The 23,082-nt window shown below is 66.8% G+C and carries 24 protein-coding genes, 1 tRNA gene and 1 other RNA gene; 12 read left to right on the plus strand and 14 right to left on the minus strand.

Translation table 11 applies throughout. The annotated features are described in order from the left end of the window. Positions 1–413: 413 nt before the first annotated feature. Genes D892_RS0110050 through D892_RS43565 form a run of 4 tightly spaced genes read left to right on the plus strand, consistent with a single transcriptional unit; the run spans position 414 to position 3,607 of the window. Positions 414–701, plus strand: coding sequence for a hypothetical protein (locus D892_RS0110050; protein WP_156959445.1), 288 nt, complete (start codon positions 414–416; stop codon positions 699–701). Positions 702–708: 7 nt separating this feature from the next. Further along, positions 709–1,956 (plus strand): hypothetical protein, encoded by a 1,248-nt coding sequence (locus D892_RS40815; RefSeq protein ID WP_024801115.1) that lies wholly within the window; start codon positions 709–711, stop codon positions 1,954–1,956. After that, positions 1,956–2,600, plus strand: a complete 645-nt coding sequence (locus D892_RS43560; protein WP_024801116.1) for a hypothetical protein — start codon at positions 1,956–1,958, stop codon at positions 2,598–2,600. Before D892_RS40815 ends, D892_RS43560 begins: the two co-directional genes overlap by 1 nt. Continuing rightward, positions 2,600–3,607, plus strand: a complete 1,008-nt coding sequence (locus D892_RS43565; protein ID WP_156959446.1) for an RDD family protein — start codon at positions 2,600–2,602, stop codon at positions 3,605–3,607. The genes D892_RS43560 and D892_RS43565 overlap by 1 nt, the downstream gene beginning before the upstream one ends. 24 nt (positions 3,608–3,631) lie before the next feature. Here D892_RS43565 and D892_RS0110070 read toward each other — a convergent pair whose 3' ends face one another. The 3 genes from D892_RS0110070 to D892_RS45000 all read right to left on the minus strand — a co-directional run bounded on the left by D892_RS0110070 (position 3,632) and on the right by D892_RS45000 (position 5,394). Further along, positions 3,632–4,210, minus strand: a complete 579-nt coding sequence (locus tag D892_RS0110070; RefSeq protein WP_024801118.1) for an HhH-GPD-type base excision DNA repair protein — start codon at positions 4,208–4,210, stop codon at positions 3,632–3,634. Positions 4,211–4,354: 144 nt separating this feature from the next. After that, positions 4,355–4,771 carry a hypothetical protein gene (locus tag D892_RS46525; RefSeq protein ID WP_156959447.1) on the minus strand — a complete coding sequence of 139 codons (417 nt, stop codon included), beginning with the start codon at positions 4,769–4,771 and terminating at the stop codon, positions 4,355–4,357. Then, positions 4,768–5,394 (minus strand): DUF433 domain-containing protein, encoded by a 627-nt coding sequence (locus D892_RS45000; protein WP_084161007.1) that lies wholly within the window; start codon positions 5,392–5,394, stop codon positions 4,768–4,770. The genes D892_RS46525 and D892_RS45000 overlap by 4 nt, the downstream gene beginning before the upstream one ends. Positions 5,395–5,706: 312 nt before the next feature. Between D892_RS45000 and D892_RS0110080 the strand changes: the two genes are divergently transcribed. Beyond that, positions 5,707–6,507: a methyltransferase domain-containing protein gene (locus D892_RS0110080; RefSeq protein ID WP_024801120.1), complete on the plus strand. Its 801-nt coding sequence runs from the start codon at positions 5,707–5,709 to the stop codon at positions 6,505–6,507. A 56-nt stretch (positions 6,508–6,563) separates the two neighbouring features. Here D892_RS0110080 and D892_RS0110085 read toward each other — a convergent pair whose 3' ends face one another. The 3 genes from D892_RS0110085 to ffs all read right to left on the minus strand — a co-directional run bounded on the left by D892_RS0110085 (position 6,564) and on the right by ffs (position 8,444). After that, positions 6,564–6,776, minus strand: a complete 213-nt coding sequence (locus D892_RS0110085) for a hypothetical protein (protein WP_024801121.1) — start codon at positions 6,774–6,776, stop codon at positions 6,564–6,566. A 137-nt stretch (positions 6,777–6,913) separates the two neighbouring features. Continuing rightward, positions 6,914–8,200: an aminotransferase class I/II-fold pyridoxal phosphate-dependent enzyme gene (locus tag D892_RS0110090; RefSeq protein ID WP_024801122.1), complete on the minus strand. Its 1,287-nt coding sequence runs from the start codon at positions 8,198–8,200 to the stop codon at positions 6,914–6,916. A gap of 149 nt (positions 8,201–8,349) precedes the next feature. Then, an RNA gene (ffs, locus tag D892_RS44455) (signal recognition particle sRNA small type) lies at positions 8,350–8,444 on the minus strand. 148 nt (positions 8,445–8,592) lie between these two features. Here ffs and D892_RS47660 point away from each other — a divergent pair. Beyond that, positions 8,593–9,606: a hypothetical protein gene (locus tag D892_RS47660; RefSeq protein WP_024801123.1), complete on the plus strand. Its 1,014-nt coding sequence runs from the start codon at positions 8,593–8,595 to the stop codon at positions 9,604–9,606. A gap of 353 nt (positions 9,607–9,959) precedes the next feature. Continuing rightward, complete coding sequence (locus D892_RS45005) at positions 9,960–10,607, plus strand: hypothetical protein (protein ID WP_232236047.1); 648 nt, start codon at positions 9,960–9,962, stop codon at positions 10,605–10,607. A 116-nt stretch (positions 10,608–10,723) separates the two neighbouring features. Here the strand turns inward: D892_RS45005 and D892_RS46535 are convergent, their stop codons facing one another. From D892_RS46535 to D892_RS43570, 4 genes are all read right to left on the minus strand, one after another. Then, positions 10,724–10,879, minus strand: a complete 156-nt coding sequence (locus D892_RS46535; RefSeq protein ID WP_156959448.1) for a hypothetical protein — start codon at positions 10,877–10,879, stop codon at positions 10,724–10,726. 180 nt (positions 10,880–11,059) lie between these two features. Continuing rightward, positions 11,060–11,147 (minus strand) — tRNA-Ser (locus tag D892_RS0110105). Between the two features lie 27 nt (positions 11,148–11,174). Beyond that, on the minus strand, positions 11,175–11,717 hold the full coding sequence (locus D892_RS0110110) for a TIGR03086 family metal-binding protein (RefSeq protein WP_024801124.1): 543 nt from the start codon (positions 11,715–11,717) through the stop codon (positions 11,175–11,177). Positions 11,718–12,069: 352 nt separating this feature from the next. Next, entirely contained in the window at positions 12,070–13,680 is a 1,611-nt protein-coding gene (locus D892_RS43570; RefSeq protein WP_198036870.1) for a WS/DGAT domain-containing protein, read from the minus strand. A gap of 103 nt (positions 13,681–13,783) precedes the next feature. On the opposite strand from D892_RS43570, the gene D892_RS0110120 reads away from it, so the two are divergent. Continuing rightward, positions 13,784–15,421 carry a cytochrome bc complex cytochrome b subunit gene (locus D892_RS0110120; RefSeq protein WP_024801126.1) on the plus strand — a complete coding sequence of 546 codons (1,638 nt, stop codon included), beginning with the start codon at positions 13,784–13,786 and terminating at the stop codon, positions 15,419–15,421. Positions 15,422–15,488: 67 nt separating this feature from the next. Here the strand turns inward: D892_RS0110120 and D892_RS0110125 are convergent, their stop codons facing one another. Further along, on the minus strand, positions 15,489–15,698 hold the full coding sequence (locus D892_RS0110125; protein ID WP_024801127.1) for a DUF397 domain-containing protein: 210 nt from the start codon (positions 15,696–15,698) through the stop codon (positions 15,489–15,491). A gap of 392 nt (positions 15,699–16,090) precedes the next feature. Between D892_RS0110125 and D892_RS40840 the strand changes: the two genes are divergently transcribed. From D892_RS40840 to D892_RS0110140, 3 genes are read left to right on the plus strand one after another with little or no spacing between them, the layout of a single operon-like run. Further along, complete coding sequence (locus D892_RS40840) at positions 16,091–16,561, plus strand: DUF309 domain-containing protein (protein WP_036566889.1); 471 nt, start codon at positions 16,091–16,093, stop codon at positions 16,559–16,561. Between the two features lie 4 nt (positions 16,562–16,565). Continuing rightward, a complete protein-coding gene (gluQRS, locus tag D892_RS0110135) occupies positions 16,566–17,486 on the plus strand; it encodes a tRNA glutamyl-Q(34) synthetase GluQRS (protein ID WP_024801128.1) in 921 nt (306 codons plus the stop codon). Positions 17,487–17,531: 45 nt separating this feature from the next. After that, positions 17,532–18,272 carry an RDD family protein gene (locus tag D892_RS0110140; RefSeq protein ID WP_024801129.1) on the plus strand — a complete coding sequence of 247 codons (741 nt, stop codon included), beginning with the start codon at positions 17,532–17,534 and terminating at the stop codon, positions 18,270–18,272. An 87-nt stretch (positions 18,273–18,359) separates the two neighbouring features. Here D892_RS0110140 and D892_RS0110145 read toward each other — a convergent pair whose 3' ends face one another. Further along, positions 18,360–18,935, minus strand: a complete 576-nt coding sequence (locus D892_RS0110145) for a DUF4190 domain-containing protein (protein ID WP_024801130.1) — start codon at positions 18,933–18,935, stop codon at positions 18,360–18,362. Between the two features lie 85 nt (positions 18,936–19,020). Here D892_RS0110145 and D892_RS0110150 point away from each other — a divergent pair, with 85 nt between their 5' ends. Beyond that, the gene (locus D892_RS0110150) at positions 19,021–19,767 is read left to right on the plus strand and encodes a queuosine precursor transporter (RefSeq protein WP_369801817.1); all 747 of its coding nucleotides are present in this window, start codon (positions 19,021–19,023) and stop codon (positions 19,765–19,767) included. Between the two features lie 30 nt (positions 19,768–19,797). Here the strand turns inward: D892_RS0110150 and tgt are convergent, their stop codons facing one another. Next, entirely contained in the window at positions 19,798–21,042 is a 1,245-nt protein-coding gene (tgt, locus tag D892_RS0110155) for a tRNA guanosine(34) transglycosylase Tgt (RefSeq protein WP_024801132.1), read from the minus strand. Between the two features lie 105 nt (positions 21,043–21,147). Then, positions 21,148–23,082 (minus strand): ABC transporter ATP-binding protein, encoded by a 1,935-nt coding sequence (locus D892_RS0110160; RefSeq protein WP_051499036.1) that lies wholly within the window; start codon positions 23,080–23,082, stop codon positions 21,148–21,150.

Genomic DNA, 23,082 nt, shown 5'->3' on the forward strand with positions numbered 1-23,082 from the left:
CCGCCCGGCACGCACCTGCGGCCGGGGTCCACCTCCAACCACAGTGGACTCCGGCCGGAAGCGCGCCGGGACGACAAGGCTACGGGTGCAACGAGTGTTCTTGCCCCGGCCAGGTTTTCAGCGCGCCGGTAGGAGTACCGCGCAACCCGGGTCGGTCGGTTCCGCGGCCGCCTCGAACCAGGCAACCCGAAGACGCGCGAACCCGGTCTCCACCAACACAATCGATCACGACCTGAACAGGCGCCCGAGCAGCGCAGACCCCATCCACAGAGCACGTCCCATCCGCCGGAATCTGCTACTCTCACCGGGCTGTCCGTGCGACGGCCCTATTTCGATAACCACTGTGGGGGGTCAAAACGATGGGGAGTTTCCTCCAAGCCGATCTCGACGTGTTGAGAGGCGCAGCGGATTCCATGGTTCGCGCCGGTGAGCTGCTCGACGACGTCCGCGCGAAGATGTCGCAAGAGGCCGCGCTGCGTATCGGCACGGACGAACTGGTCTCCGCCGCCGACGAATTCCAGCAGAAGTGGCGCTACGGCGCCGAGCAGATCGGCAAGGGCGTCGAGGCCACTGCGGAGGGCCTGCGGCGCACCCACGACGCCTATGCCTCCACCGAACAGGCGTTCACCGATGCGCTGAACAAGGTGGGGCAATCGATCGCTCAGCCCGGTGCCGCGGCTCCCGGCGCGACTATCGCCTAGGTCGGACATGGCAGACGACAATCCCTACCCGAACCTCGGGTTCAACCCCGCCGCCGGCGTCCCGGCCGACCTGGACACCATGTCGACCGCGGTGAAGAGCGCGAGCGACACCGTCACCGAGTGCAACCGGATGCTGAGCCGGTTGCAGAACTCCACCGATGCCGTGTGGCAGGGCGAGGCCGCCGACGCGTTCCGCAAGAATTTCGACCAGACCCTCGGAGCCGACCTGCGCCGGGCGCAGGACTCGCTCGGCAGGGCCGTCGGTGTGCTGCAAGGGTGGCACGGGGTCCTCATCGCCCACCGTGACGTCGCAAGCCGGCTCGACACCGAGATGGCCGCCGCCGCGCAGGCTCGGGCCACCGCGCAGACCGCCTACGACAATGCCAAGGCCAACCCCGATCTGGGCCTGGCCGGTAAGCAGGTGCCGACCGAGCAACTCGCCGCGGTGCAATCGCGGTTGAACGCGGCCACCACCGCGGTCGACACCGCCAACACCGCGCTCACCGAGGCGAACGCTCAGGTCGCGTCGATCCTCGCGCAGGCCGGCACCTTGAAGAACGAGCACGAGGGCGCGGCCGAGAAGGCCGCGCAGGAGCTTCGGGATGCGGCCGGGGATTTCGCGCCCGACGAGCCCGGACTGTGGGATCGCCTGAAAAAGGGCTTCGGCGATGCGCTGAAAGCCGTCGGTGACTGGCTGTCCGAGCACAAGGACACCATCCGAAACGTCCTGTCGGTCGTCTCGGCGGTCTCCGGTGTGCTGGCGTTGTTCCCGCCCTTGACCGCGGTATTCGGCCCGATCGCCCTGGCCGCCGGTGCGGGAGTGCTGGCGATGGACCTCTCCGATCCGGAGCTGAGAGACGATCTGCTGCACGGGAGTTGGAAAGAAAAGCTGTCGGCCGGCGGCACGCTGTTCGGCGACACGTTGTCGATCCTGCCCGGCGGCAAGGGACTTGCGCTGGGGGCCACGGCCGCGTTCAAGGGTGCCGACGACGTAGGCAGGCTCGGCGGGTTCCTCGGCGGCTTCTCCGAGGGTGCCTCCTCGGCCGGTATCGGAGCCAAGATGATCACCGGATCGGCCGGGGCCGTGGACAATATCTCGATGAAGCTGGCCAGCCCGACCGGGATATCGGCCGGCCTCACCGAGTTCGGCGCGGTCACCGGCACGGCGACAACGGCCCGCGGCGCCGAACTACTGTCCCGCACCACGTCTTTGGGTCTCAAGAGCGGCAGCGCCGTCGGAGGAGGCGGCGAATAATGGCCGGAATCGACGTCGATCTCGTCCTGCCCCGCGGCTACGTCCCGATGCCGCTGCACGGACTCGACCGGGCCGCGGCCGCCGCGACGGCGCTGGCCGCGTCGCTGCAACCCGCCGACGCGACGGCGCTGCGGGCCGAAATCGACCAGCGCGCAGACCTGTTGGCGGCGCTGGCGGCGAGCGGTGTCCGCTACTGCGGGATGGGCATGCACATGGCCGACGGCGAGCCGATCGTCACATGGTTGACGGTGTGGGTGCTCGAGACCGGCACTCCCGCGGAAAACCCCCGGGCGATGTTGCTGGCGCTGGCGGAGGGCGACCCGGAGGCGGCATCCGGGGCCGACGTCGAGTTGGTCACCATCGACGGCAAGCCGATGATGTTCCGCGAACGGATCACCGACCTGCCGGTGCCGGAGGTCCCCGGGCACCACGACGCCGACGAGACGGCGCCGGTCTATCAGTTGCGTGCGACCGTGCCGTCCGACGACGGGGCGGCGTTGGCGGCGGTCGAACTGTCCACGGCGTTCGTCTCCCACGGGCCGGATTTCCGTCGGTTGGTGGTCGACATCGCGCGATCGGTGACATTCACCTCCACCGGTGATTCGACTGCGGCGCTGAACATTCCGACAAGGCTGAAGCTGTGATGGCGGAGACGACCTCGGGCACGCAACAGGTTCACGACGAAGCACCGAAGCGGCTTCGGCACGGGGATCGGGGCGATCCGCGCTATCCGTCGCCGCGCAGGCTGCGGTGGGCTCTGTCGTTCGCCGTCGACTGGCTCCTGCACACCCCGCCGCTCGCCGTATGGCCGCTGACCTGGGGTGGGTCGTGGCAGATCGTGAAGATCGGCGGCGAGCCGGGCGAGCTGATCGCGGCGTTGCCGCCGTGGTGGGTGCTGCTCCTGACGTGGCTGGGGCTGTCGTTCGCGGACCGTGTCGTGCTGCAGTGGGCCTGCCAGGCCACGATCGGCAAGCTGATCTTCGGGCTGCGGATCGTCCATCCCGAGACCGGCGGACGAATCTCGTTCTGGACGCTGGTCGGCTACTGGTTCCGCGGAGCCGGGGCGACGCTCATCGTCGTGCTCGTCGTCCCGGCCATCTTCGCCGGCGGTGACCTGCCCAGCTTCGATCCGCATTTCCATCCGAAACCCGTGCGGCGCAAGGACATCGGGAAGTATTCGACCGACGGGGCACCGGCGGCGATCGTCCGCCCGCCCGCGTTGGACCGGGTGCGGGTCGTGACCACGCGCCGACGAGATCCCGGGCAGCCGGAGGACCGGCCGCCGCGATTCCGGACGCTGCTGTCATGGACCATCGATATCGCCGTGCACATCGTGCCCGCGATGCTCGCGCTGGCGGTGCTGGTCGACCTTCCGTCGCGCATGCCGCAACTTCAGCCGACGGCCGACAAGCTACCGCCCTGGTGGGCTCTGCTGGCACTGTGGCCCGCGCTGTCCTTCGTCCACCGCGTCGTGGTGCAGTGGGCGCTGGGCGCAACGCTGGGCAAGCTGGTAACCGGGTTACGAGTCGTGGATGCCGAGACCGAGGGCCGCGTCGACTTCGTGGACCTGCTGATCATCTGGGCGCAATCCTGGTTGCCCCTCATCGCGCTGTTCTGGTTGCTGCAACTGGGCCCGTTGCTGCTCAACTAGTGCCACGAACCGGGATCTCGGGGCTCAGCCCTTCTTGGCCGCGGCCTTCGCTTGTTTCTTGAATTCCCGGACCTCGGACAGAGATGGGCCGTCGGTCACATCGGCCACCGAGCGGTGCGAGCCCTCGTCGCCGTAGGCGCCCGCGGCCGCGCGCCAGCCCGCAGGCCGGACGCCGAGCTGTTTACCCAACAGCGCCAAGAAGATTCGCGCCTTCTGGTCACCGTAGCCGGGCAGTGCCTTGAGACGCTTCAGCACCTCCTTGCCATCCGGGTCACCCTCGGTCCAGAGGTTCTCCACCTTGCCGTCGTAGTTGTCCACGATGTACCGCGCCAGATCCTGCACCCGCCGAGCCATCGACCGCCCGTACCGGTGAATCGCGGGCGGGGTGGCGCCCAGCTCCTCGAACTCGTCCGGATCGGCCGCGGCGATCCGCCGGATATCGAACCCACCCATCCGCTCGGCAAGCTTCCGCGGCCCGCGAAACGCATGCTCCATCGGATACTGCTGATCCAGCAGCATCCCCGTCAGCAACGCGAAGTCGTCACTCGACAGCAGTTCGTCCGCCTCCGGATCCTGCGCAAGACACAGTTTGCGGGTAACCATCCCCCGATCATGCCACCTCCGTCATCCGCACTGCGTCAGATCACCAACGTCACCGCTGTACCGATGGCAAATCTGGTGGACCAGAACGAGTCGAACCCACTTCGACCGCGTCGAACGCAAGAGCCGGGAGCGCACGCATCACTATCAGAGATTCCCCTGCGAATGAAATACTTGTGTGTAGTTCCGTTCGGACTTCCTGAGCTTGAAGAACTGCGGCTCCGTTATATGGGCCAGACGATCGAGCACGAACGGTAGCGCATGCACCAACGTCGACGCCGGTCCAGCGATAACATGGTATCCCACCGACTGCACGTGGTGGACGCCAATCCAATGTAAACGCTCCGCTCGGCAAGCCGAACGCTCATTTTCGCATCTCAATTGTCGCATATCGCCGGTCACGAATACTTGACATCCCGATCCAGCCACGGCGGAGAAAAGCGGAACATCCTCCATACCTTTGGTACCGAGAACCTTGACTCCCACGAACTCGTGCACACGAAATATGGAACCCAAGTGTTCGATGAGACCTTGCGGGAGATTCTCATCCAAGAAGAATTTCACGCCGACCGCCCGATGGCAGCAATCTGCTGGTCGAAGCTGACGGCGTCGGCAACATCGCCTGTGCGGACGGTCGGGAAGTGCCGGCTGACTTCCGCCGCAGGGATATCGCCGGTAGCGACGAGGCGGGCAACTGTATCGAAAGGCACCCGTGTGTCACGGATGGTCGGCCATCCACCAATGCGCCCTTCTCGAACATCCAGTCGTTCTCGCGGATGAATGAAGTTGACTACTTCAGTGCCTTTGAAATTGGAGAATGGCGCAAATACATCGTCGAGAGTCACGAGCACGCGCTGTCCGGGCTGTTTAACCAGATCAGTTGCGTCACTCTCGCCTTCGACGAGGTAGATCGAGTCTTTGCCCGCGATCAAAGTGTAGTTCGACGGATGTTCGGTCAAATCCATATCCTGGAGCGACCGGAACGACTTGCGTATTTTCTGTAACGAGGTCTCACTACGCAGCTTCACCACAGTGCGCAACGCAAGAAGGTCGCGGAACGAATACAGAGCCTGCGGCCGGACTCCGTACTCCGGGACCAGAAGCGGCGAAGCTCCGTTTCTCCAATTCCGGAGCTGCCGCAGGGTTGCGCCGGTCAGTGCGGAAGTTATGTCGACAGGGAATGACATCTCGACACCTCCTCTCTGTCACCTCAGTCGACGTATCCATAATCGCACGTCAAGCCCCCCAAGGCGACTGCGCCACACAGTAACCCATGTGTCATAACGACATGCCGGGAACAACAAGCTCACCGTTGAACGTGACACAGGACAGATCGCCCGGCCGATCCGCGCCGAACGAGAGGGTCTTACGCATCGGCGTGGCGCACCCCGCTCTCGTACCGGCCCGTAGGTTCCGGGCGCGCGTAAGGTGGCCGCATGCCTGACACTATGGCTACATCCACGGTGGCAACGGTGCCGAGAGATAGAACGGCTGGACAGATGGCGCCTACACACAGCACCTCGTTCTCCGGCCCGCAGGCGGATCGTCTCATCGACGTCCATGATCTGCGGGCCGCCCTCCCCGGAATTCGCCGGCTGCGGCACTGGGCTCACCAAGCCCTCGCCCCGCAGCCCGGGGAGAGTGCGATCGATATCGGGTCCGGCAGCGGCTCGGAGGTCCTGGCCTTCGCCGACGCGGTCGGCCCTACCGGGTCCGCGGTCGGTGTGGAGCCCGATCCGGACCTGCTCGCCGCGGCCGAGGACCGGGCCACCCAGGCCGGGTCGACCGCCAGATTCGTCCCCGGTGACGCCTATAACCTGCCGCTGGGCAGCGAGAGCGTCGATGCGGCCCTGTGCGAGCGGGTCTTCCAGCATCTGACCACCCCCGGCCGCGCCGTCGGCGAGATCGCGCGGGTGCTGCGGCCCGGCGGCCGGGTCGTGCTGATGGACAGCGACTGGGGCACCGCGATCGTGCATCCCGGCGACCGCCACGTGGTGCACGAGGTGATCGAGACGCTGATCGGCAACACCACCGACCCGTTCGCCGGGCGCCGGCTGCCCGGGCTGCTCACCCGGGCCGGGTTGGAGATCGATGACGTCGGCTCGCACGCGCTGATCCAGGACCACAGCGCCGGTGCCGGTGCGCTGGTCGCCCGGGTCTCGGCAATGGCGGTGGCGCGCGGCGCGATCACCGAGCAGCAGCGCGAGCAACTGCTCGCCGACCTGGATGCCGGTGCCCGCAGCGGCGACATCCACCTGTCGGTGACGATCTTCGCCGTGCTCGCCCACAAGCCCGAGTAGGCGCCCTCGAACGCGCGGAACGCCGCCGGCCCGACGTGAGCGGCGGCGTTCCGTTTCTAGATATTCGGCGGAACACCCGACGGACCCTCGATCTCGTCTGCCGGATACTCGGGCACGCCCAACTCCCGCAATGCTTTCCGCCGTTGCCGGCGATCCTTCGGCAGGCGACGCAGCCGCAGCCGGAATCGGACCTCGGCGACGATCAGCGCGAGGACACCGAGCCCCGCGAGCCCGACCAACCCGATCCACAGGGCGTTGTACAGCCACATGCCGCCATTGTCACCGCACCGCCGACGACACGGCACGGCTCCCGGCGAACAGGAACCGAACATCGGGCCACCGACCGGCCCCGGTCACCACGACACCCGACCGGCCCGGTCACCACGACAACCAGGCCCCGCGCGACCTACTCGCCCAGGTACTTCTCCGTCGCCGACAGCAGCACGCAGGTGGCCAGCCCGTTCATCGCCGCCTCCAGGTCCGCTTCCGACGGGAGGCTCGGCGCGATGCGAATGTTCTTGTCCTCCGGGTCTTTTCCGTACGGGAACGCCGAACCCGCAGGGGTCAGGGCGATTCCGGCCTCCTTGGCCAGCCCGACCACCCGGGCGGCGGTGCCCTCCAGCACGTCGAGGCTGATGAAGTAGCCGCCCTTGGGCTCGGTCCAGGAAGCGACCTTGGACGCGCCCAGCCGCTCCTCCAGGATCCGCAGCACCAGGTTGAACTTCGGCTCCAGGATGGCGCGATGCTTCTGCATGTGCGTGCGCACACCCTCCGCATCCTTGAAGAATCGGAGATGCCGCAGCTGGTTGATCTTGTCCGGGCCGATGCTCTTCTTCGACAGATGCTTGGCGTACCAGTCCAGGTTGGCCTTGGATCCGCCGATGAAACTGACCCCCGACCCGGCGAAGGTGATCTTCGAGGTGGACGCGAAGACGAAGGGGCGATGGGGGTTTCCGGCGGCCGCGGCCATGCCGAGCACGTCCAGCACCGGCGCCGCGGTATCGGTCAGCGGGTGCACGGCGTACGCGTTGTCCCAGAACAACCGGAAGTCGGGGGCCGCGGCGGGCATCGAAACCAGCTCGCGGACAACCTCTTCGGAGAAGTTGACACCGGTCGGGTTGGAGTAGTTGGGCACCGCCCACAACCCCTTGATCTGCGGATCGGCCGCCACCAGATCGGCGACGGCGCGCACGTCCGGGCCGTCCTGGTTCATCGCGACCGGAATCATCTCTACGCCCAGCGATTCGGTGATCGCGAAGTGCCGATCGTAGCCGGGCGCCGGGCATACGAACTTGATCGGCTCGTCCGCCCAGCGGCGCGGGGAATCGGCGGTGCCGTGCAGCATCGCGTACATGATGACGTCGTGCATCAACTCCAGGCTGGCGTTGTTGCCGGCCAGCAGATTGTCGGCGGGGATCCCGAGCAGCTCGCCGAAGATCGCGCGCAGCTCCGGGAGTCCGTGCAGCCCACCGTAATTGCGGCAGTCGGTGCCGGAGCCGTCGCGGAACTCGCCCTCGCCGGGCAGCGTGAGCAGCTCGGCGGACAAGTCGAGCTGCGCCGGCGACGGCTTGCCTCGCGTGATGTCCAGCGTGAGCTTTTCGGCCGCGAGCTTGGCGTAGGCGGCCTTGTGCGTGTCGTGCTCGGACACGAGTTCCGCGTGGCTCATCAAACCGATCTGCGTTTGCCGGGGCATCCTGGGCAGCCTTTCAAGCAGCGAGGTACTGGGTTTGCGAACCGAGCGCTACCGGCGCCGGTCCAGCCGACCACGTTACCCGGAGAACCCGGTGTGGTGCAGGCGGCTTTCGGATCGCGCCGACCTCCCCCGAACCACCACCCCGGAAATAAAGGGGACCCCGCGCACCCGGCAGAGCCCGTTGACCCTTGCTGCCTTCCGGCCCTGGGGGAGTTCACAGGATGCGCGCCGCGCGGGATCCATCGGCCAGTGTAGCCATACCGCGAGCAACTACCGAAACGGGCCCTCACGGGCCGCCCGACAAGTAGGGTCGCGACGTTTGCCGCCCGAATCGTTACGATCTGTGCGACATTTTCGTGGGGGCTTCCGCGCCACAACCGGAGGAATGAGCATTGACAGGCACCAACCCACCGCACAACCGGGACGAGCCGGCGCAGAGCGGGCAACCCAATGAGACCGTGCAGTGGTGGTCGACACCGCCGGCCAGTGCGGGCACACCGGTCACGGGCACGGAACCGACCGTACTGGGTGGCGGCAGGCCGCAGGGCCCGGTCACGGGCACCGATCCGACCGTGCTGGGCGCGGGATTCGACAACTATGTCGGCGCCTCGCAGCCGCAATATCCACAGCAGGCCCCGCCGCCGGGCCAGCCGCAGCAGCAGCCCGGATATCCGCCGCCCCCGCCGTACGGCAACCCGCCTTATGGGCAGCAGCAGTTTCCGGGCCGACCGTACCCGCCGCCCAAGAAGAGCAGCGCCGTCCCGTGGATCATCGGCGGCGCCGTGGGCCTGGTGGTCGTCATCGGCGCCGTGATCGGCATCGCGGTGCTGGCGGCGAACAGCGACGACAACGGCGGTGGCGGCGGCGGCCTGACCGGCAAGGGCAACAAGGCCGAAGGCAACTACTCGATGGCCAAGGCCACCAATGCCTGCATGCTGGTCGACACCACGGTGCTGAGCAAGTGGGCACCGATCCCGGACGGCGCCCCGGAACACACCGAACGCCAGCCCACCAGCTACGACGGCGGCTCCCTGGAGTGCAAGGCCTCCTACACCGGTGCCGGCAAGTACGGCGACGACGGCTCCGACCTGGACCTCGAGGCCGACTTCCAGGGCGAGTACGGCTCGCCGAGCTTCAACACCTGGAAGCAGATGGACACCCAGACCAGCGGCAGCGGCCGCACCTCGGGCACGATCACGGGCCTGGGCCAGGACGCCTATTACGCCGCCAACGAATCGATCTACTCGAGCTTCACCAGCCTCGACTACACCTGCGCGGTACTCGACTCCAACCTGTCCGCCAGGGTGAAGCTGTCCATCGACACCCCGTCCCCCACCAACAAGCAGGAAGTCGACACGGTCTGCAAGGACGAGCTGAAGAAGGTCCTCACCAGCCTGCACAAGTGAACCCATAGAGAAAGGAAAGTCGCCGGTAGATCTACCGGCGACTTTCCGCTGTGGAAGGAACGGTATGGCTTTCGAACCCGGCGGTCGAAACGACAGGGCTCCTTGCGCAGTGCCCTGAGCTGCACACATAGAAGGCCATCGGCATTTCGTGCAGGAAATGCACCCCGCCCTACTACCATCGACCACGGCGAAGCCACGCGAAGCACCGGAGGTGGTCGATGGTAGTGGGGGCGGGAACGACGTAGCCCCGGCGATATGACCGAAGCCAGTGATCGTTCCGGGGCCTTCAATAGACGAGTGTAGGGGGGACTCGGAGTATGTCAAGCATGGCTCGGGCAGCCTGGAGCAACTGCGTGATCGCAGATCTGCTTACGCATCAACGGCTGAGTTCGTACCTCACTGCAGCGAACGACGACCTCGATGCAGCCCTTCGGCTGTACGAGTGGAACACGAACGCATCGGCCGGCACCCTGTCGCTCATATCCATGACCGAAGTCATAGTGCGAAACGCAATGGATGCTGCGCTCAGCCAGTGGTCGCAGAGCCGCTATGGCGATGGAGCGTGGTTCACCCACGCGCCCCTGGATGCACGTGGGTGTGCAGACATTGCCGAAGCTCGTAGACGTGCGATCAAGCGCCAACCGACCGAGGTGCACGGAAAGGTGGTAGCTGAACTTTCGTTCGGATTCTGGCGGTACCTCACCGCGTCTCGGTACTTGACTTCCCTGTGGGTGCCAGCCTTGAATACGGCGTTTCCTCACGGTCATGCCGACATCGGCCAGAGACGGAAGCAAGTCGAACAGCGACTTCAACGCCTCGCATTCGTGCGGAATCGGGCCGCTCACCACGAGCCGATCCATCAACGGCGTCTGATCGATGACGTCGCCGATGCCATCGCAGTTGCAAGGTGGATCTCCCCCGACGCGGCGGCATGGATCGGCTCGAAGGAGCCAGTGACTGCAACGTACCGCAGGAAGCCACAACTTGGGGATCGCGGTTAGACGATTGACGGCCGTTATCACGTTGTCGTGCCCGATAAGCTGCTCCGGATGATCACATGCGGTTGTCGTCGGAATCGTTCTGATCGACGTCACTCTCGAACGCGCTCTCGATGAGATCACAGAGATCGTCTTCGGTCTCGTGCAGCCACCTGCCGCATCAGACACTCGGCCGCCATCTCATTCGCCTTGGCATGCAGTTCCACCTCGGTGTAGCAGCCGAGGCTGATCATGTGGCCGAGTTCGACAAGATCGTCCACAAACGTCGTACCCATGCGATCCGGCCCACACCAATGCGCCAACCACGCTCATCGACGCCACATCCTCGCCCCGTCGCTCCGGCCAGAGGCCAACCGACCGAAGCGGTGCGGTCCTGCTGAGCTTCTGGAAACAGGCCATATCAGCACAATCCTGGCCCAAACTAACGTTCGGGCCAGGATTGAGTAATCCACTTCTGGCGGAGGATGCGGGATTCGAACCCGCGAGGGCGTTAACCCAACCCGCGTTCCAGGCGAGCGCCATAGGCCACTAGGCGAATCCTCCGTGGGGCAGCATACCGGCCGGGTCGCGTCACTGTAAAAACGGGGCTCGAGCAGGGGTCCAGTGTGGGTCGCGGCCGGTTACGGCGACGATTCGGTCGATCAGCGGTGCCGTGGCGGGGGCGTCGACCGCGCTGCCCCACAGTTCGGGCAGGGGCGCCTCGGGGACGAAAGCGGTGACGTGGTCGAGACAGGCTCGCAAGGTCTCCTCGGGCAGGTGGAACGGGCGGCCGAGCGCGACGGCGAGGTCCCAGCCGTGCACCACCATCTCGGTGAGGGCGATCCTGCCCCACAGCTCGTTGGGCAACCGGAGCTGCGGCGGGCCGCCCGTGCCCGTCCAGGCGGCCGGGTCCGCCCATGCCTCGCCGAGTTCCGCCACCTGTGCCGCACGATCACCAGGAGGCGGGGCGGCCCGTCCGGCGAGTTCGATGAAGCCCCGCGCGGACTCGACGATGTGGTCGACGAGATCGGCGACGGTGTACTCGGCGCACGGTGTCGGGCGGCCGAGCAGTTCGTCGGACACGTCCGCCAGCAGCTCGATCATGGTGTGGCAGGCCGGTTTCAGGTCGATCATCGCGTCCTCCTCGGGTCGGCGGCCGTCCGCGCGCACTGGCGCCCTCGAAGAATCGACGGCCCGGGCGGCGGAAAATAATCGGCACCGGGCCGGATCGCACGGGTGTCAGCGCAGCAACGGCACCCTCGTTCCGTGAGTCGGATCCTCCGGAGAGTCATCAACACCCCTCCACAGCCATTCGTGCATGTTGGTGGCCGGAATCCAGAGCTGCCCTCGTCCGCAACCGATATCTCGAACTACAGCGCGGGCCCGGCACGGCGCCGCCGCCCGCGAATGCCACCGTCCAGTCGGCAATAGATCCCGGCCGAGCACGCCGGAGTGACGGGGATCGGCGAAGAGGGCCGCTCGAGTATCAGTGCCCGGCAGGGGGTTTCGGACCGTCTCCCAACATCTCCAGCACCTCCGTGAGCGCGGCATCCAGCTGCCCGGCGTAGGCGTCGATATCGGGCACCACGGCGGGGTCGGCGTGCACCGACACCGTGACCGTGCGGCCGAGACCGTGCACGCCGTGCGTCAGGTGCATGACGGCGCCGAGGGCGGGGAAGCCGGCGGTGAACCGGACCGGGCCGCCGCCGAAGGTCAGATCCGCCGGTCCGCGATTCACGCTGGACACCACCGTGTGGCCGGACAGCGCGTCGGGCACCTGATCTATCGGATAGGTGGCCACGTCGCGGCGCAGCACGGAAGCCGGGAGCACATCCGTCACGCGATCCTGCGCCGACAGCAGCGGATGTTCGGCACGGGCGCGGCGCGCGTCCAGATCGGCGGCGATCCGGTCGGCGCGGCGGCGGGGATCCGGTTCGGCGCCATGCAATGCGATGCCGAGATCACGGTAATTGTTGTGCGAGCGACTATTTCGGCTCGGCACCGCCATCGAGACCTGGGCAGCGAGTTCGGCTTCCGGCGATTTCAGGTACCGGTTCAACGCCGAGGCGACGGCCGTCAGGACCACCACTGTGACCGTGTACCCCGGAATCTTCAGGTCATCCCGAACGAGCATGCGCACCACGTGTTCGGCCGGTTCGGGCGGCTGATTCAGCAGGGTAGGAGGAAACCCGGGCGCGGCCGGCGGCACCTCGCCACGCTCGGCCCGAGAAGCCAGCTCACGGCGCGCACCCTCCGCCGCGAACCCGCGAACAACGGTTCTACTCAGCAGAACCGGGAAGGCGAGCAGTGAAACTGCCTCTGTCGCAGAGTTTTCCACGCGACCCAGCCAACCTCCTGCCGTACCGGCAAGAGCCCGTCGAAGACACCGATCGCGCAACCGCGCGGCGAGCGCTGCGCGCCGGCGATGGACACGACGAGCGTGGGAATGAGCCGGCCACACCTGATCTGTGCCCGGCTCCGCCACCCGCGGCACCGAGCAGCGGTCCGCCACCGAAGCCTCGCCGTCCCCACCGCCGCTGCCGAACGCCGCATCACCTCCATCGACACTCACGAAACCGCTGCGACTGTCGGCCTTGCGTACCCCACGGGTCCGCACGGGCCCCGCCCGACCAGCACCCTCGGCGAACAGTGCCCGCGCGACCGCGGCCGCCCGTTGTCCGTCGGCGAGCGCGTGCGACAGCTGTAGCACCGCGACGAGCGCCGGATCGGCACCGCCGGGCGCCCCGACGACCCCGCGGAACAGATGCAGGCGCCATGCGTACTCGTCGGCGCGCACACCCTCGCCGAGCAGATCGCCGAGCGCCGCAACGACATTCGGCCAACCGGGCTCGTCCAGGCGGTGCTCGACGACCTGATCGCCGGTGAATCCGCGCGGCACCCGGACCGGATACCCGAACCGCCGTTCCCGCACCCGCACCGACAGATCGGGAATGCGCGCACTGCGGGCCGCGACGCTCGCGCGCAGATCATCGGCCGAGCGGCCGGTATCGGTGAAGCAGTACAGCAGGAACAGGTCGTTGCACGTCCGGTGGGACAACCAGTATCTGGTCGCATCCTGGGGCGTCAGCGCATCCATCCCGCCGACCATATCGGCTCGAACCATCGATCGGACGCGCCGCTAGTGCTACAGTCTGTAGTAGAAGATCTACGGCTCTTTAACCCGGGGTGGGGTGACTGCCATGGCAGTACGAGAAGGTTCCCTCGGCCGCAGGATCGCCACACAGGCCGATTCCGCCGACCAGCGATATACCGCGGCCAACTTCGCCAAGAGATCCATCAACAAGGTCTTTCCGACGCACTGGTCGTTCCTGCTCGGCGAGATCGCGCTCTACAGCTTCATCATCCTGCTGCTGTCGGGCATCTATCTGACGCTGTTCTTCGACCCGTCGATGACGGAGGTCGTCTACGACGGCACCTATCAGCCGCTGCGCGGGGTGACCATGTCGCGCGCCTACGAATCGACGCTGCAGATCAGCTTCGACGTGCGCGGCGGCCTGTTCGTGCGACAGGTACACCATTGGGCCGCACTGCTTTTCGCCGCGTCGATGATCGTGCACATGTGCCGCGTCTTCTTCACCGGCGCGTTCCGCCGCCCCCGCGAGGCGAACTGGGTGATGGGCGCGATCATCCTGATCATCGCGATGTTCGAGGGCTTCTTCGGCTACTCGATCCCCGACGATCTGGCCTCGGGGACCGGCCTGCGCGCCGCGTTCGCGGGAATCACCCTGGGAATTCCGGTGATGGGCACCTGGACGCACTGGCTGCTGTTCGGCGGCGACTTCCCCGGCGAGATCATCATCCCGCGCCTGTACATCGCGCACGTGCTGCTGTTCCCCGGCATCATCCTGGCGCTCATCGCGGCCCACATCGCCCTGGTCTGGTACCAGAAACACACCCAGTTCCCCGGCCCGGCGCGCACCGAGAAGAACGTGATCGGCACCCGGATCGTGCCGGTGTTCTCGCTGGATCAGGGCGCGTTCTTCATGTTCACGCTGGGCGTCGTCGCGATCATGGGCGGCGTGCTACAGATCAATCCGATCTGGAATCTGGGGCCCTACAACCCGTCTCAGGTCTCGGCCGGCACCCAGCCCGACTTCTACATGATGTGGACCGACGGCTTCCTGCGCCTGTTCCCGGCCTGGGAGCTGTACATCTTCGGGCACACCGTCCCGGGCGCGTTCTCGGTGGCGATCCTGATGCCGGTGATCTTCGTGGCGATCATCGCCTACCCCTGGATCGAGAAACGCCTCACCAAGGACTACGCGCACCACAACCTGCTGCAGCGCCCGCGTGACGTGCCGGTGCGCACGGCGATCGGCGCCATGTCGATCACCTTCTACCTGGTGCTCACGCTGGCCTGCGTCAACGACATCATCGCCCTGGCATTCGACATCTCGCTCAACGCGACGACCTGGTTCTTCCGGATCGCCCTGTTGCTCGCGCCGCCGCTGGCCTACTTCGCGGCTTATCGGCTGTGCCTGGCGCTGCAACGCAGCGATCGCACCGTACTCGAGCACGGCATCGAGACCGGTGTGGTCCGGCGCCTGCCGCACGGTGAGTACATCGAGCTGCACCAGCCGCTGGGCCCGGTGGACGAGCACGGCCATCCGATTCCGCTGCCCTATCAGGGCGCACCGGTGCCGAAGAAGATGAACCGGTTGGGCCTGTCCGGTAAGCCCGGCAGCGGCAGCTTCCTCCGGGCGGATCCGGCGGGCGAGATCGAGCAGTTGCGCGCCGTCGACCGCGAACAGGAACACGAGCAGTTGGCCGTGCTCCGGCGATATCAGGAGAACCGCGCTCCGGAGCACGAGGACTGAGCGGCACCGCGAAGGCCCCGAGCCGAATCGACCCGGGGCCCGTTTCTGCCTGGTTCGAAACCGCCGATCAGGCGGGACCGAACCTTTCCGCGTGCACGTCCGCGACGAACGCGTCCCATTCGCCCGGGGCGAATGCCAACACCGGGCCCTGCTCGCGGTCCTTGGTGTCGCGAACCGCGACATTGCCGCCGGCCAGAAACGCAACTTCCACACAGTTTCCGTCGGGGCCGCTGTATGTGCTCTTGCGCCACACGGCACCGATCGAATCAACCTTCACGGCACTAGCTCCTTTGCTGCGTCGAGAATGATATATCTCTGCCATCGTTTCTGCTACGCCGGGATCCGCCGTGCGGAGAATCCCGTGGTGCGCCTGGTGGTAGCACGCAATAGTGCGACTTGCTGTATTGATCGCGCACGTCCACACCGTGGACCTGGTGGGGATCGACCCCGGCGTGCACATTAGCAGGTCCCCGCAATAGCGGCCGTTTACTTTCGTTTTCGATACCGTCCGGCCTACGAAAAGTTACCGAGAATTCGAATAGCCGTGCAATTGCCATTCCCTCGGAAGCGGTCGGGCAAACGCGCACTCCGACGAGAATTCACGCACGGCCGTACTACCGCGAACGGACCGGATAATCGCCGCGTGCGTGAATCGTGGATCATGGAGTCGTGGTCGAACGTGATCGAGACGATGTCGGACGTGCCCGAAATGCCCGTCCCCGCGACCGGCTGGGCCGCCCGCTGCCGCCCGGCAGCGTCGGCGTCGAGCGCATTCCGGACGATCTGGACCTGCCGCCGAACGAGACCCTCGACTACGCCCAGCGACTGCTCGACGACGGGCTGGCCTTCAACGCGCACGAGGTCCTGGAGGGTGCGTGGAAGAGCGGGCCGTTCGCCGAGCGGATGCTGTGGCAGGGGTTGGCGCAGTACGCCGTCGGCCTCACGCATATCCAGCGCGGCAACCCGAAGGGTGCGCGCACCTTGCTGGAGCGGGCCGCGGGCCGGTTGACCGCCTACGGTGCGGCGCCGTACGGCATCGACGGCCCCGGCCTGGTGTCCCATGCCGAGAGTCTGCTGGCGGATCTGGATGCCGGCCGGACGATCGGCGAGGACCGGCTGCGCCCCCGGCTACGGCTCTGACCCGATGCCGGCCGGACGATTCGCACCCAGCCCCTCGGGCGACCTGCATCTGGGCAATCTGCGCACCGCGCTGCTGGCGTGGCTGTTCGCCCGGTCGACGGGCCGCGCCTTCTATATCCGCATCGAGGATCTCGATCGGGTGCGGCCCGGCGCCGCCGAGCGTCAACTGGCCGACCTGACCGCCCTCGGCCTGGACTGGGATCCGCCCGTGCTCCGGCAGTCCGAGCGCCTGGACCGACACCTCGCGGCCGTCGACACCCTCACAGCGGCGGGCCTGACCTACGAATGTTATTGCACCCGAAGGGAAATCCAACAGGCCGCGAGCGCACCACACGGACCGATGGGCGCCTACCCGGGCACCTGCCGCGACCTCACCGACGCCGAGCGCGCCGCCCACCGCGCCGAGGGCCGTCCCGCCGCGCTGCGCTTGCGTTCGCAGACAACAGGATTCGAGACGAAATTCGAGATCGTCGACGAAATCCACGGACACTACCGGGGTCTCGTGGACGACTTCGTGCTGCGTCGCGGCGACGGTACCCCCGCATACAACCTCGCGGTGGTGGTCGACGACGCCGACCAGGGCATCGACCAGGTGGTCCGCGGCGACGACCTGCTGGCGTCCACCCCGCGGCAGGCCTATCTGGCCACCCTGCTCGGGCTGCCGGTGCCGCACTACGCCCACGTCCCGTTGGTACTCAACCGCGAGGGTAAGCGGCTTGCCAAGCGCGACGGCGCGGTCACGTCGGCCGACCGCATCGCACTGGGTGAGACACCGCGACAGGTGCTTGCGCTGCTGGCGGATTCGCTCGGCCGCACCGCGACCACCCCCGCCGAGCTACTCGACGGGTTCACACCGGCTACGCTGCCGCTCGAGCCGTGGACACTCGACCCGCAGAACGTGGTGAAATCCATCCGGAATCCGTAACCTACGCAAGAAGTCCGAAGCCACAACCAATTCAGAGGACCATTGATGACTAGCGGTGGGTACGACCCCAACCAGTATCCGCAGGGCGGCCAGCCATATGGCCAGCCGTATCCCCAGGGCGGACAGCAGTATCCGCAGGGCGGACAGCAGTACCCCGGCCAGCAGCCGTACCCGGGCGGACAGCCGCCGCAGTACGGCCAGCAGGGTCAGCAGGGGCAGTACCCTCAGCAACCGCAGCAGCCGTACGGACAGCAGCCCCCGGGGCAGCAGCCGTACGGGCAGCCGCAGGATCCGTACGGTCAGCAGTTCGGCCAGCAGCCCTACGGCCAGCCGCAGTACGGCGCGCCGGGGGTTCCCCCCGGGGCGGTTCCGGGCGACCTGGGTGTCCGGTTCGCGGCACGCCTGATCGACGCCCTCATCATCTTCATCCCGCTCGTACTCATCTACGTCTTCGTCATCGGGAACAACATCGGCGGCCAGATCGTGTGGAGCATCCTCGCGGCCGTGGTGAACCTGGGCTACTTCGTGGGCATGGAGGTCTCGCAGGGCGGCACGCTCGGGAAGAAGGCGCTGGGCCTGCGGGTACTCGGCCCGAACGGCGGCAATCTGGACGCCGCGGCCTCGGCCAAGCGCAACCTGTGGGTGGTCTCGCAGCTCATCCCGTGCATCGGGTCGCTGGTCGAGCTCGGCCTGGTCATCTACATCGCGGTGACCATCTCGCAGGATCCGAACAGGCAGGGCTGGCACGACAAGTTCGCCGGTGGGGCGACCGTCGTCAAGGGCTGATCCGGCTCCGGCCGAACAGCTCGCTCGACGAATAACGGAAGGGGCGCATCCGGACTCCGGGTGCGCCCCTTCACTCGTCTGCGGGCATCAACTGGTGGCCACGGCAACCACGACGTACACGATCCACAGCACGATGCTGGCGACCCCGACCCAGATACCGCCCAGGGCCAGGCCGCGGCCCTCACCCCCGCGCTCCTTGATCTGGTTCAGCGCGATGACGCCGAGGATGATGCCGACGATCGAGCCGATGGCACAGCTGCACACCCCCAGGATCGAGGCGATCAGCGAGCCGATCGCCAGGCCGTTGGTGCCCTGGGCCTGCTGGGGATAACCGTAGGGCTGGTAGGCGCCGCCGGCCGGATAGCCGTAACCCGGCTGGCCGTAGGGCTGCCCGCCCGGCTGGCCGTACGGCCCGGGCGGACCGGTCGGTGCGCCCGCCTGTGGATACGGCTGCGAAGGCTGCTGTGGATAACTCGGATACTGCTGCTGCGGAGGCGGCGTCACCGGCGGCTGCGCCTGTTGCTGGGGGTTCGAGGAGTAGCCCGACGGCGGTGCGGGCGGGGGCGGCGGTCCCGAGGGACGGCCCCCGGACTCCGACTCTGACGACACGCCCTCGCCACCGTATTGTTTCCACCACTCGTCGGAATCGCCGGGATTCGTCATCATCACAGCCTATTCCACGAGGACTCGCGGCCGGTATCGTCGTCTGCTCGTGAGCGATACCAGCGATACCACTGAAAATGAGCAAATCGAGGGGTCTGGACACCCCGCTGCCGAACACGCGGCATTCGCGCAGGCCGCGGGGGGTCCATTCACTCTGATCGTGACGCTGTTCACGGCCACCCTGATGATTTCCAATATCTGTGCGACCAAGGGCGTCCAGTTCTTCGCCGACAAACACGTGTCGCTGGGACCGATCGAGCTCCTGCCGATCACCACCGACGCCGCCTTCTTCCTGTTCCCGCTCGCCTACGTCATCGGCGACGTGTTGAGCGAGGTATACGGGTTCCGCGCCGCCCGGCGCACCATCTACTACGGCTTCGGCATGTTGCTGCTGATGGTGGTGTGCTTCTGGATCGCCATCGGCCTGCCCGCGGCCGGGTTCTACGAGAATCAGGACGCGTTCCGCACGGTGGTCGGCACCACGCCGCAACTGGTCGCGGCCGGGCTCGCCGGATATGTGGTCGGCCAGTTCCTGAACTCGACGACGCTGATGCTGATCAAGGAGCGCACCAAGGAGAAGCACCTGTGGGCGCGGCTGCTCGGCTCCACCGTGGCCGGCGAATTCGGCGACACCCTGGTGTTCTGCTCGATCGCGGCGACCGCCATCGGCATCGACTCGTGGGGCGCGTTCATCAACTACGTGATCGTCGGCTTCGTGTGGAAAACCTTGGTGGAGGCGATCATCCTGCCGGTCAGCTACCGCTGCATCGCCCTGCTGAAGAAGCACGAACCCAGCTACAAGCCGCTGGACCGCCCGGCGATCTACAGCTGAAACGCCGACCGGCACTGTAGGGAACTGCCGCTACGGGTTTCGGATCCGCCCCTGCCAGCGGCCGAGCGCCTCGGCCTTGAACTCGTCGAAGCGGCCCTCGTCGATGCAGGCGCGGATACGGTCCACGAGACGGACGGTGAAGCGTTCGTTGTGGATCGTGCACAGGGTGGCCGCCAGCATCTCCTTCGCCTTGAACAGGTGGTGAAGGTAGGCGCGGGTGTAGTGCGCGCAGGTGTAGCAGTCGCAGGTCTCGTCGATCGGGGTGAAGTCGCGGCGGAACCGGCTGGTGTTGATGTTGAAGCGGCCGGCGTCCACGTAGACGGCGGCGTTGCGGGCGACCCGGGACGGGTTCACGCAGTCGAAGGTGTCGGCGCCGTTCTCCACCGCGACGAACAGGTCCTCGGGCTCGCTGATACCCAGCAGGTGCCGCGGCTTCTCCTCGGGGAGTTCGGCGCCGCACCAGCCGACGATGGTGCCCAGGTTGTGCTTCTCCAGGGCGCCGCCGATGCCGTAGCCGTCGAATCCCGTTCCGCCGGCGCCGCGGATCGCCTCCAGCTCGCGACAGGCCTTGCGGCGCAGGTCCTCGTACTGCGCGCCCTGGATCACCGCGAACAGCGCCTGGTACGGCCGATGCGGGCGGGCGGCGGTGAGCCGCTCGTGTTCGGTGATGCACCGCAGCGCCCACTCGTGCGTGCGCCGCAGCGACTTCTCCTGGTACTCACGGGTATTCAGCAGGGTGGTCAGTTCGTCGAAGGCGAACATGATGTCGGCGCCGAGCCGATGCTGGATGCCCATCGAGACCTCGGGCGTGAACCGATGGCTCGATCCGTCCAGGTGCGAGCGGAAGGTGACGCCGTCGTCGTCGACGACCGCCAGCCGCTGCTTGCCCTCGGCGATCACCTCGTCGTTCTGCACGCCGACCGCCTCCATGGCCAGCACCTTCTTGAACCCGACGCCCAGCGACATCACCTGGAAACCGCCGCTGTCGGTGAAGGTCGGCCCGTCCCAGTTCATGAAGCGGCCCAGACCCCCCGCCTCGTCGACGATGTCGGAACCCGGCTGTAGGTACAGGTGATAGGCGTTGGCCAGCAGCGCCTGCGCACCCAGCTCCCTCATCATCTCGGGCAGCACGGCCTTCACCGTCGCCTTGGTGCCGACGGGGACGAACGCCGGCGTCGAGATGGTGCCGTGCGGTGTCGTGATCACACCCGTCCGGCCGTACCGCCCGTCCAGGCGAGTACCGACGGCGAACGAGAACGACGACTGATCGGGCACCCCGCAATAGTGCCAGCACCCCGCGACGTCCCGAACCCCACCTACCCACCGTCACCGGCCCACCGTCACCGACCCCACCGGATCACCCCGGAGCGGGGACCGGCTCTATACGGCGTCGACGGCGTCCTCGTCCACCACGTCCTGATCGACTGCGGCACCGGCGAATTGGGCGTGGTACAGGTCGTAGTACGCGCCGCGGTGGGCCAGCAGCTCGTCGTGGGTGCCCTGCTCGACGACGTGCCCCTGCTCCATCACCACGATCGTGTCGGCGTCGCGGATGGTGGACAGGCGGTGCGCGATGACGAAGCTGGTGCGGTCGCGGCGCAGGGCCGTCATGGCCTGCTGGACCAGCAGTTCGGTGCGGGTGTCGACCGAACTGGTCGCCTCGTCGAGGATCAGGATCGACGGCTTGGCCAGGAACGCCCGGGCGATCGTGATCAGCTGTTTCTCCCCCGCGCTGACGCCCGAGCCCTCCTCATCGATCACCGTGTCGTAGCCCTCGGGCAGCGAGTGCACGAAACGGTCGACGTAGGCGTCCCGGGCGGCGGCGAGGATCTCCTCCTCGCTCGCCGTCGTATTGCCGTAGGCGATGTTCTCCCGGATGGTGCCGCCGAACAACCAGGTGTCCTGCAGCACCATGCCGATGCGCGAGCGCAGGTGATCGCGGCTGATCCGGGTGATGTCCACGCCGTCGATGCTGATCACGCCCGAGTCCAGCTCGTAGAAACGCTCCAGCAGATTCACCAGCGTGGTCTTGCCGGCGCCGGTGGGGCCGACGATCGCCACCACGTGCCCGGGCTCCGCGACCAGCGACAGGTCCTCGATCACCGGCTTGTCGGGCTCGTAGCGGAACGACACCGAGGCGAACTCGACATGGCCGCGGACCACCGGGCGGGCATCCTCCACCTCCGGATCCGGAATCTGCTCCTCGGCGTCGAGGACCTCGAAGATCCGCTCGGCCGAGGCCACGCCGGATTGCAGCAGGTTGATCATCGAGCCGATCTGCGTCAGCGGCTGGCTGAACTGCCGCGAGTACTGGATGAACGCCTGCACCTCACCCAGCGACAGATTGCCCGAGGCCACCCGCAGCCCGCCCACCACGGCGATCAGCACGTAGTTCAGGTTCCCGATGAACATCATCACCGGCATGATCAGTCCGGAGATGAACTGCGCCCGGAAACTGACCTCGTAGAGCTTGTCGTTGCGGGTGTCGAACTCCTGGCCGACCTCGCGCATCCGGCCGAACGCCGTGACCACCTCGTGGCCCGTGTAGGCCTCCTCCACCTGCGCGTTCACCAGACCGGTGTACTTCCACTGGTCGACGAAGTACGGCTTGGAGCGCTTGGCGATCTGCGCCGTCACGATCACCGCCGCCGGCACCGTGAGCAGCGCGATCAGCGCCAGCAGCGGAGAGATCCAGAACATCATGATCAGGATGCCGAACACCGTGAACACCGAGACGAGCAGCTGGCTCATCGTCTGGTTCAGGCTCTGCTGGATGTTGTCGACGTCGTTGGTCACCCGGGAGAGCAGATCGCCGCGCGGCGTGGAGTCGAAGTAGCGCAGCGGCAGCCGATGGATCTTGTCCTCGATGTCGGCGCGCAGCCGCTTCACCGTGCGGTTGATCACCAGGTTCAGCAGGAACGCCTGCAACCAGGTGAACACCGCGGCACACACATACAGCGCCAGCACCAGCAGGAGCACCCGGCCCACGGCACCGAAATCGACTCCCGCACCGGGGATCACGTGCATGCCCGCGAGCATGTCGGCGAGCTTGTCCTGGCCCTGCGCGCGCAGCGCCTCGATCGCCTGATCCTTGGTCAGCCCCGGGGGCAGCTGCTTGCCGACCACACCGTCGAAGATCAGGTTGGTGGCCTTGCCGAGCAGCTGCGGGCCCAGCGTGTTGAGCACGACGGCCGTCACCGCCAGCGCAAGAACCGCGATGAGGTAGAACCGCTCGGGCGCGAGCTGCCGCAACAACCGCTTCAGCGACGGCCCGAACGACTTGGCCCGGGTATCCGGCGCTCCCGGACCGGGCAT

It is taken from the genome of Nocardia sp. BMG51109 (genome assembly GCF_000526215.1).
Taxonomy (GTDB): domain Bacteria; phylum Actinomycetota; class Actinomycetes; order Mycobacteriales; family Mycobacteriaceae; genus Nocardia.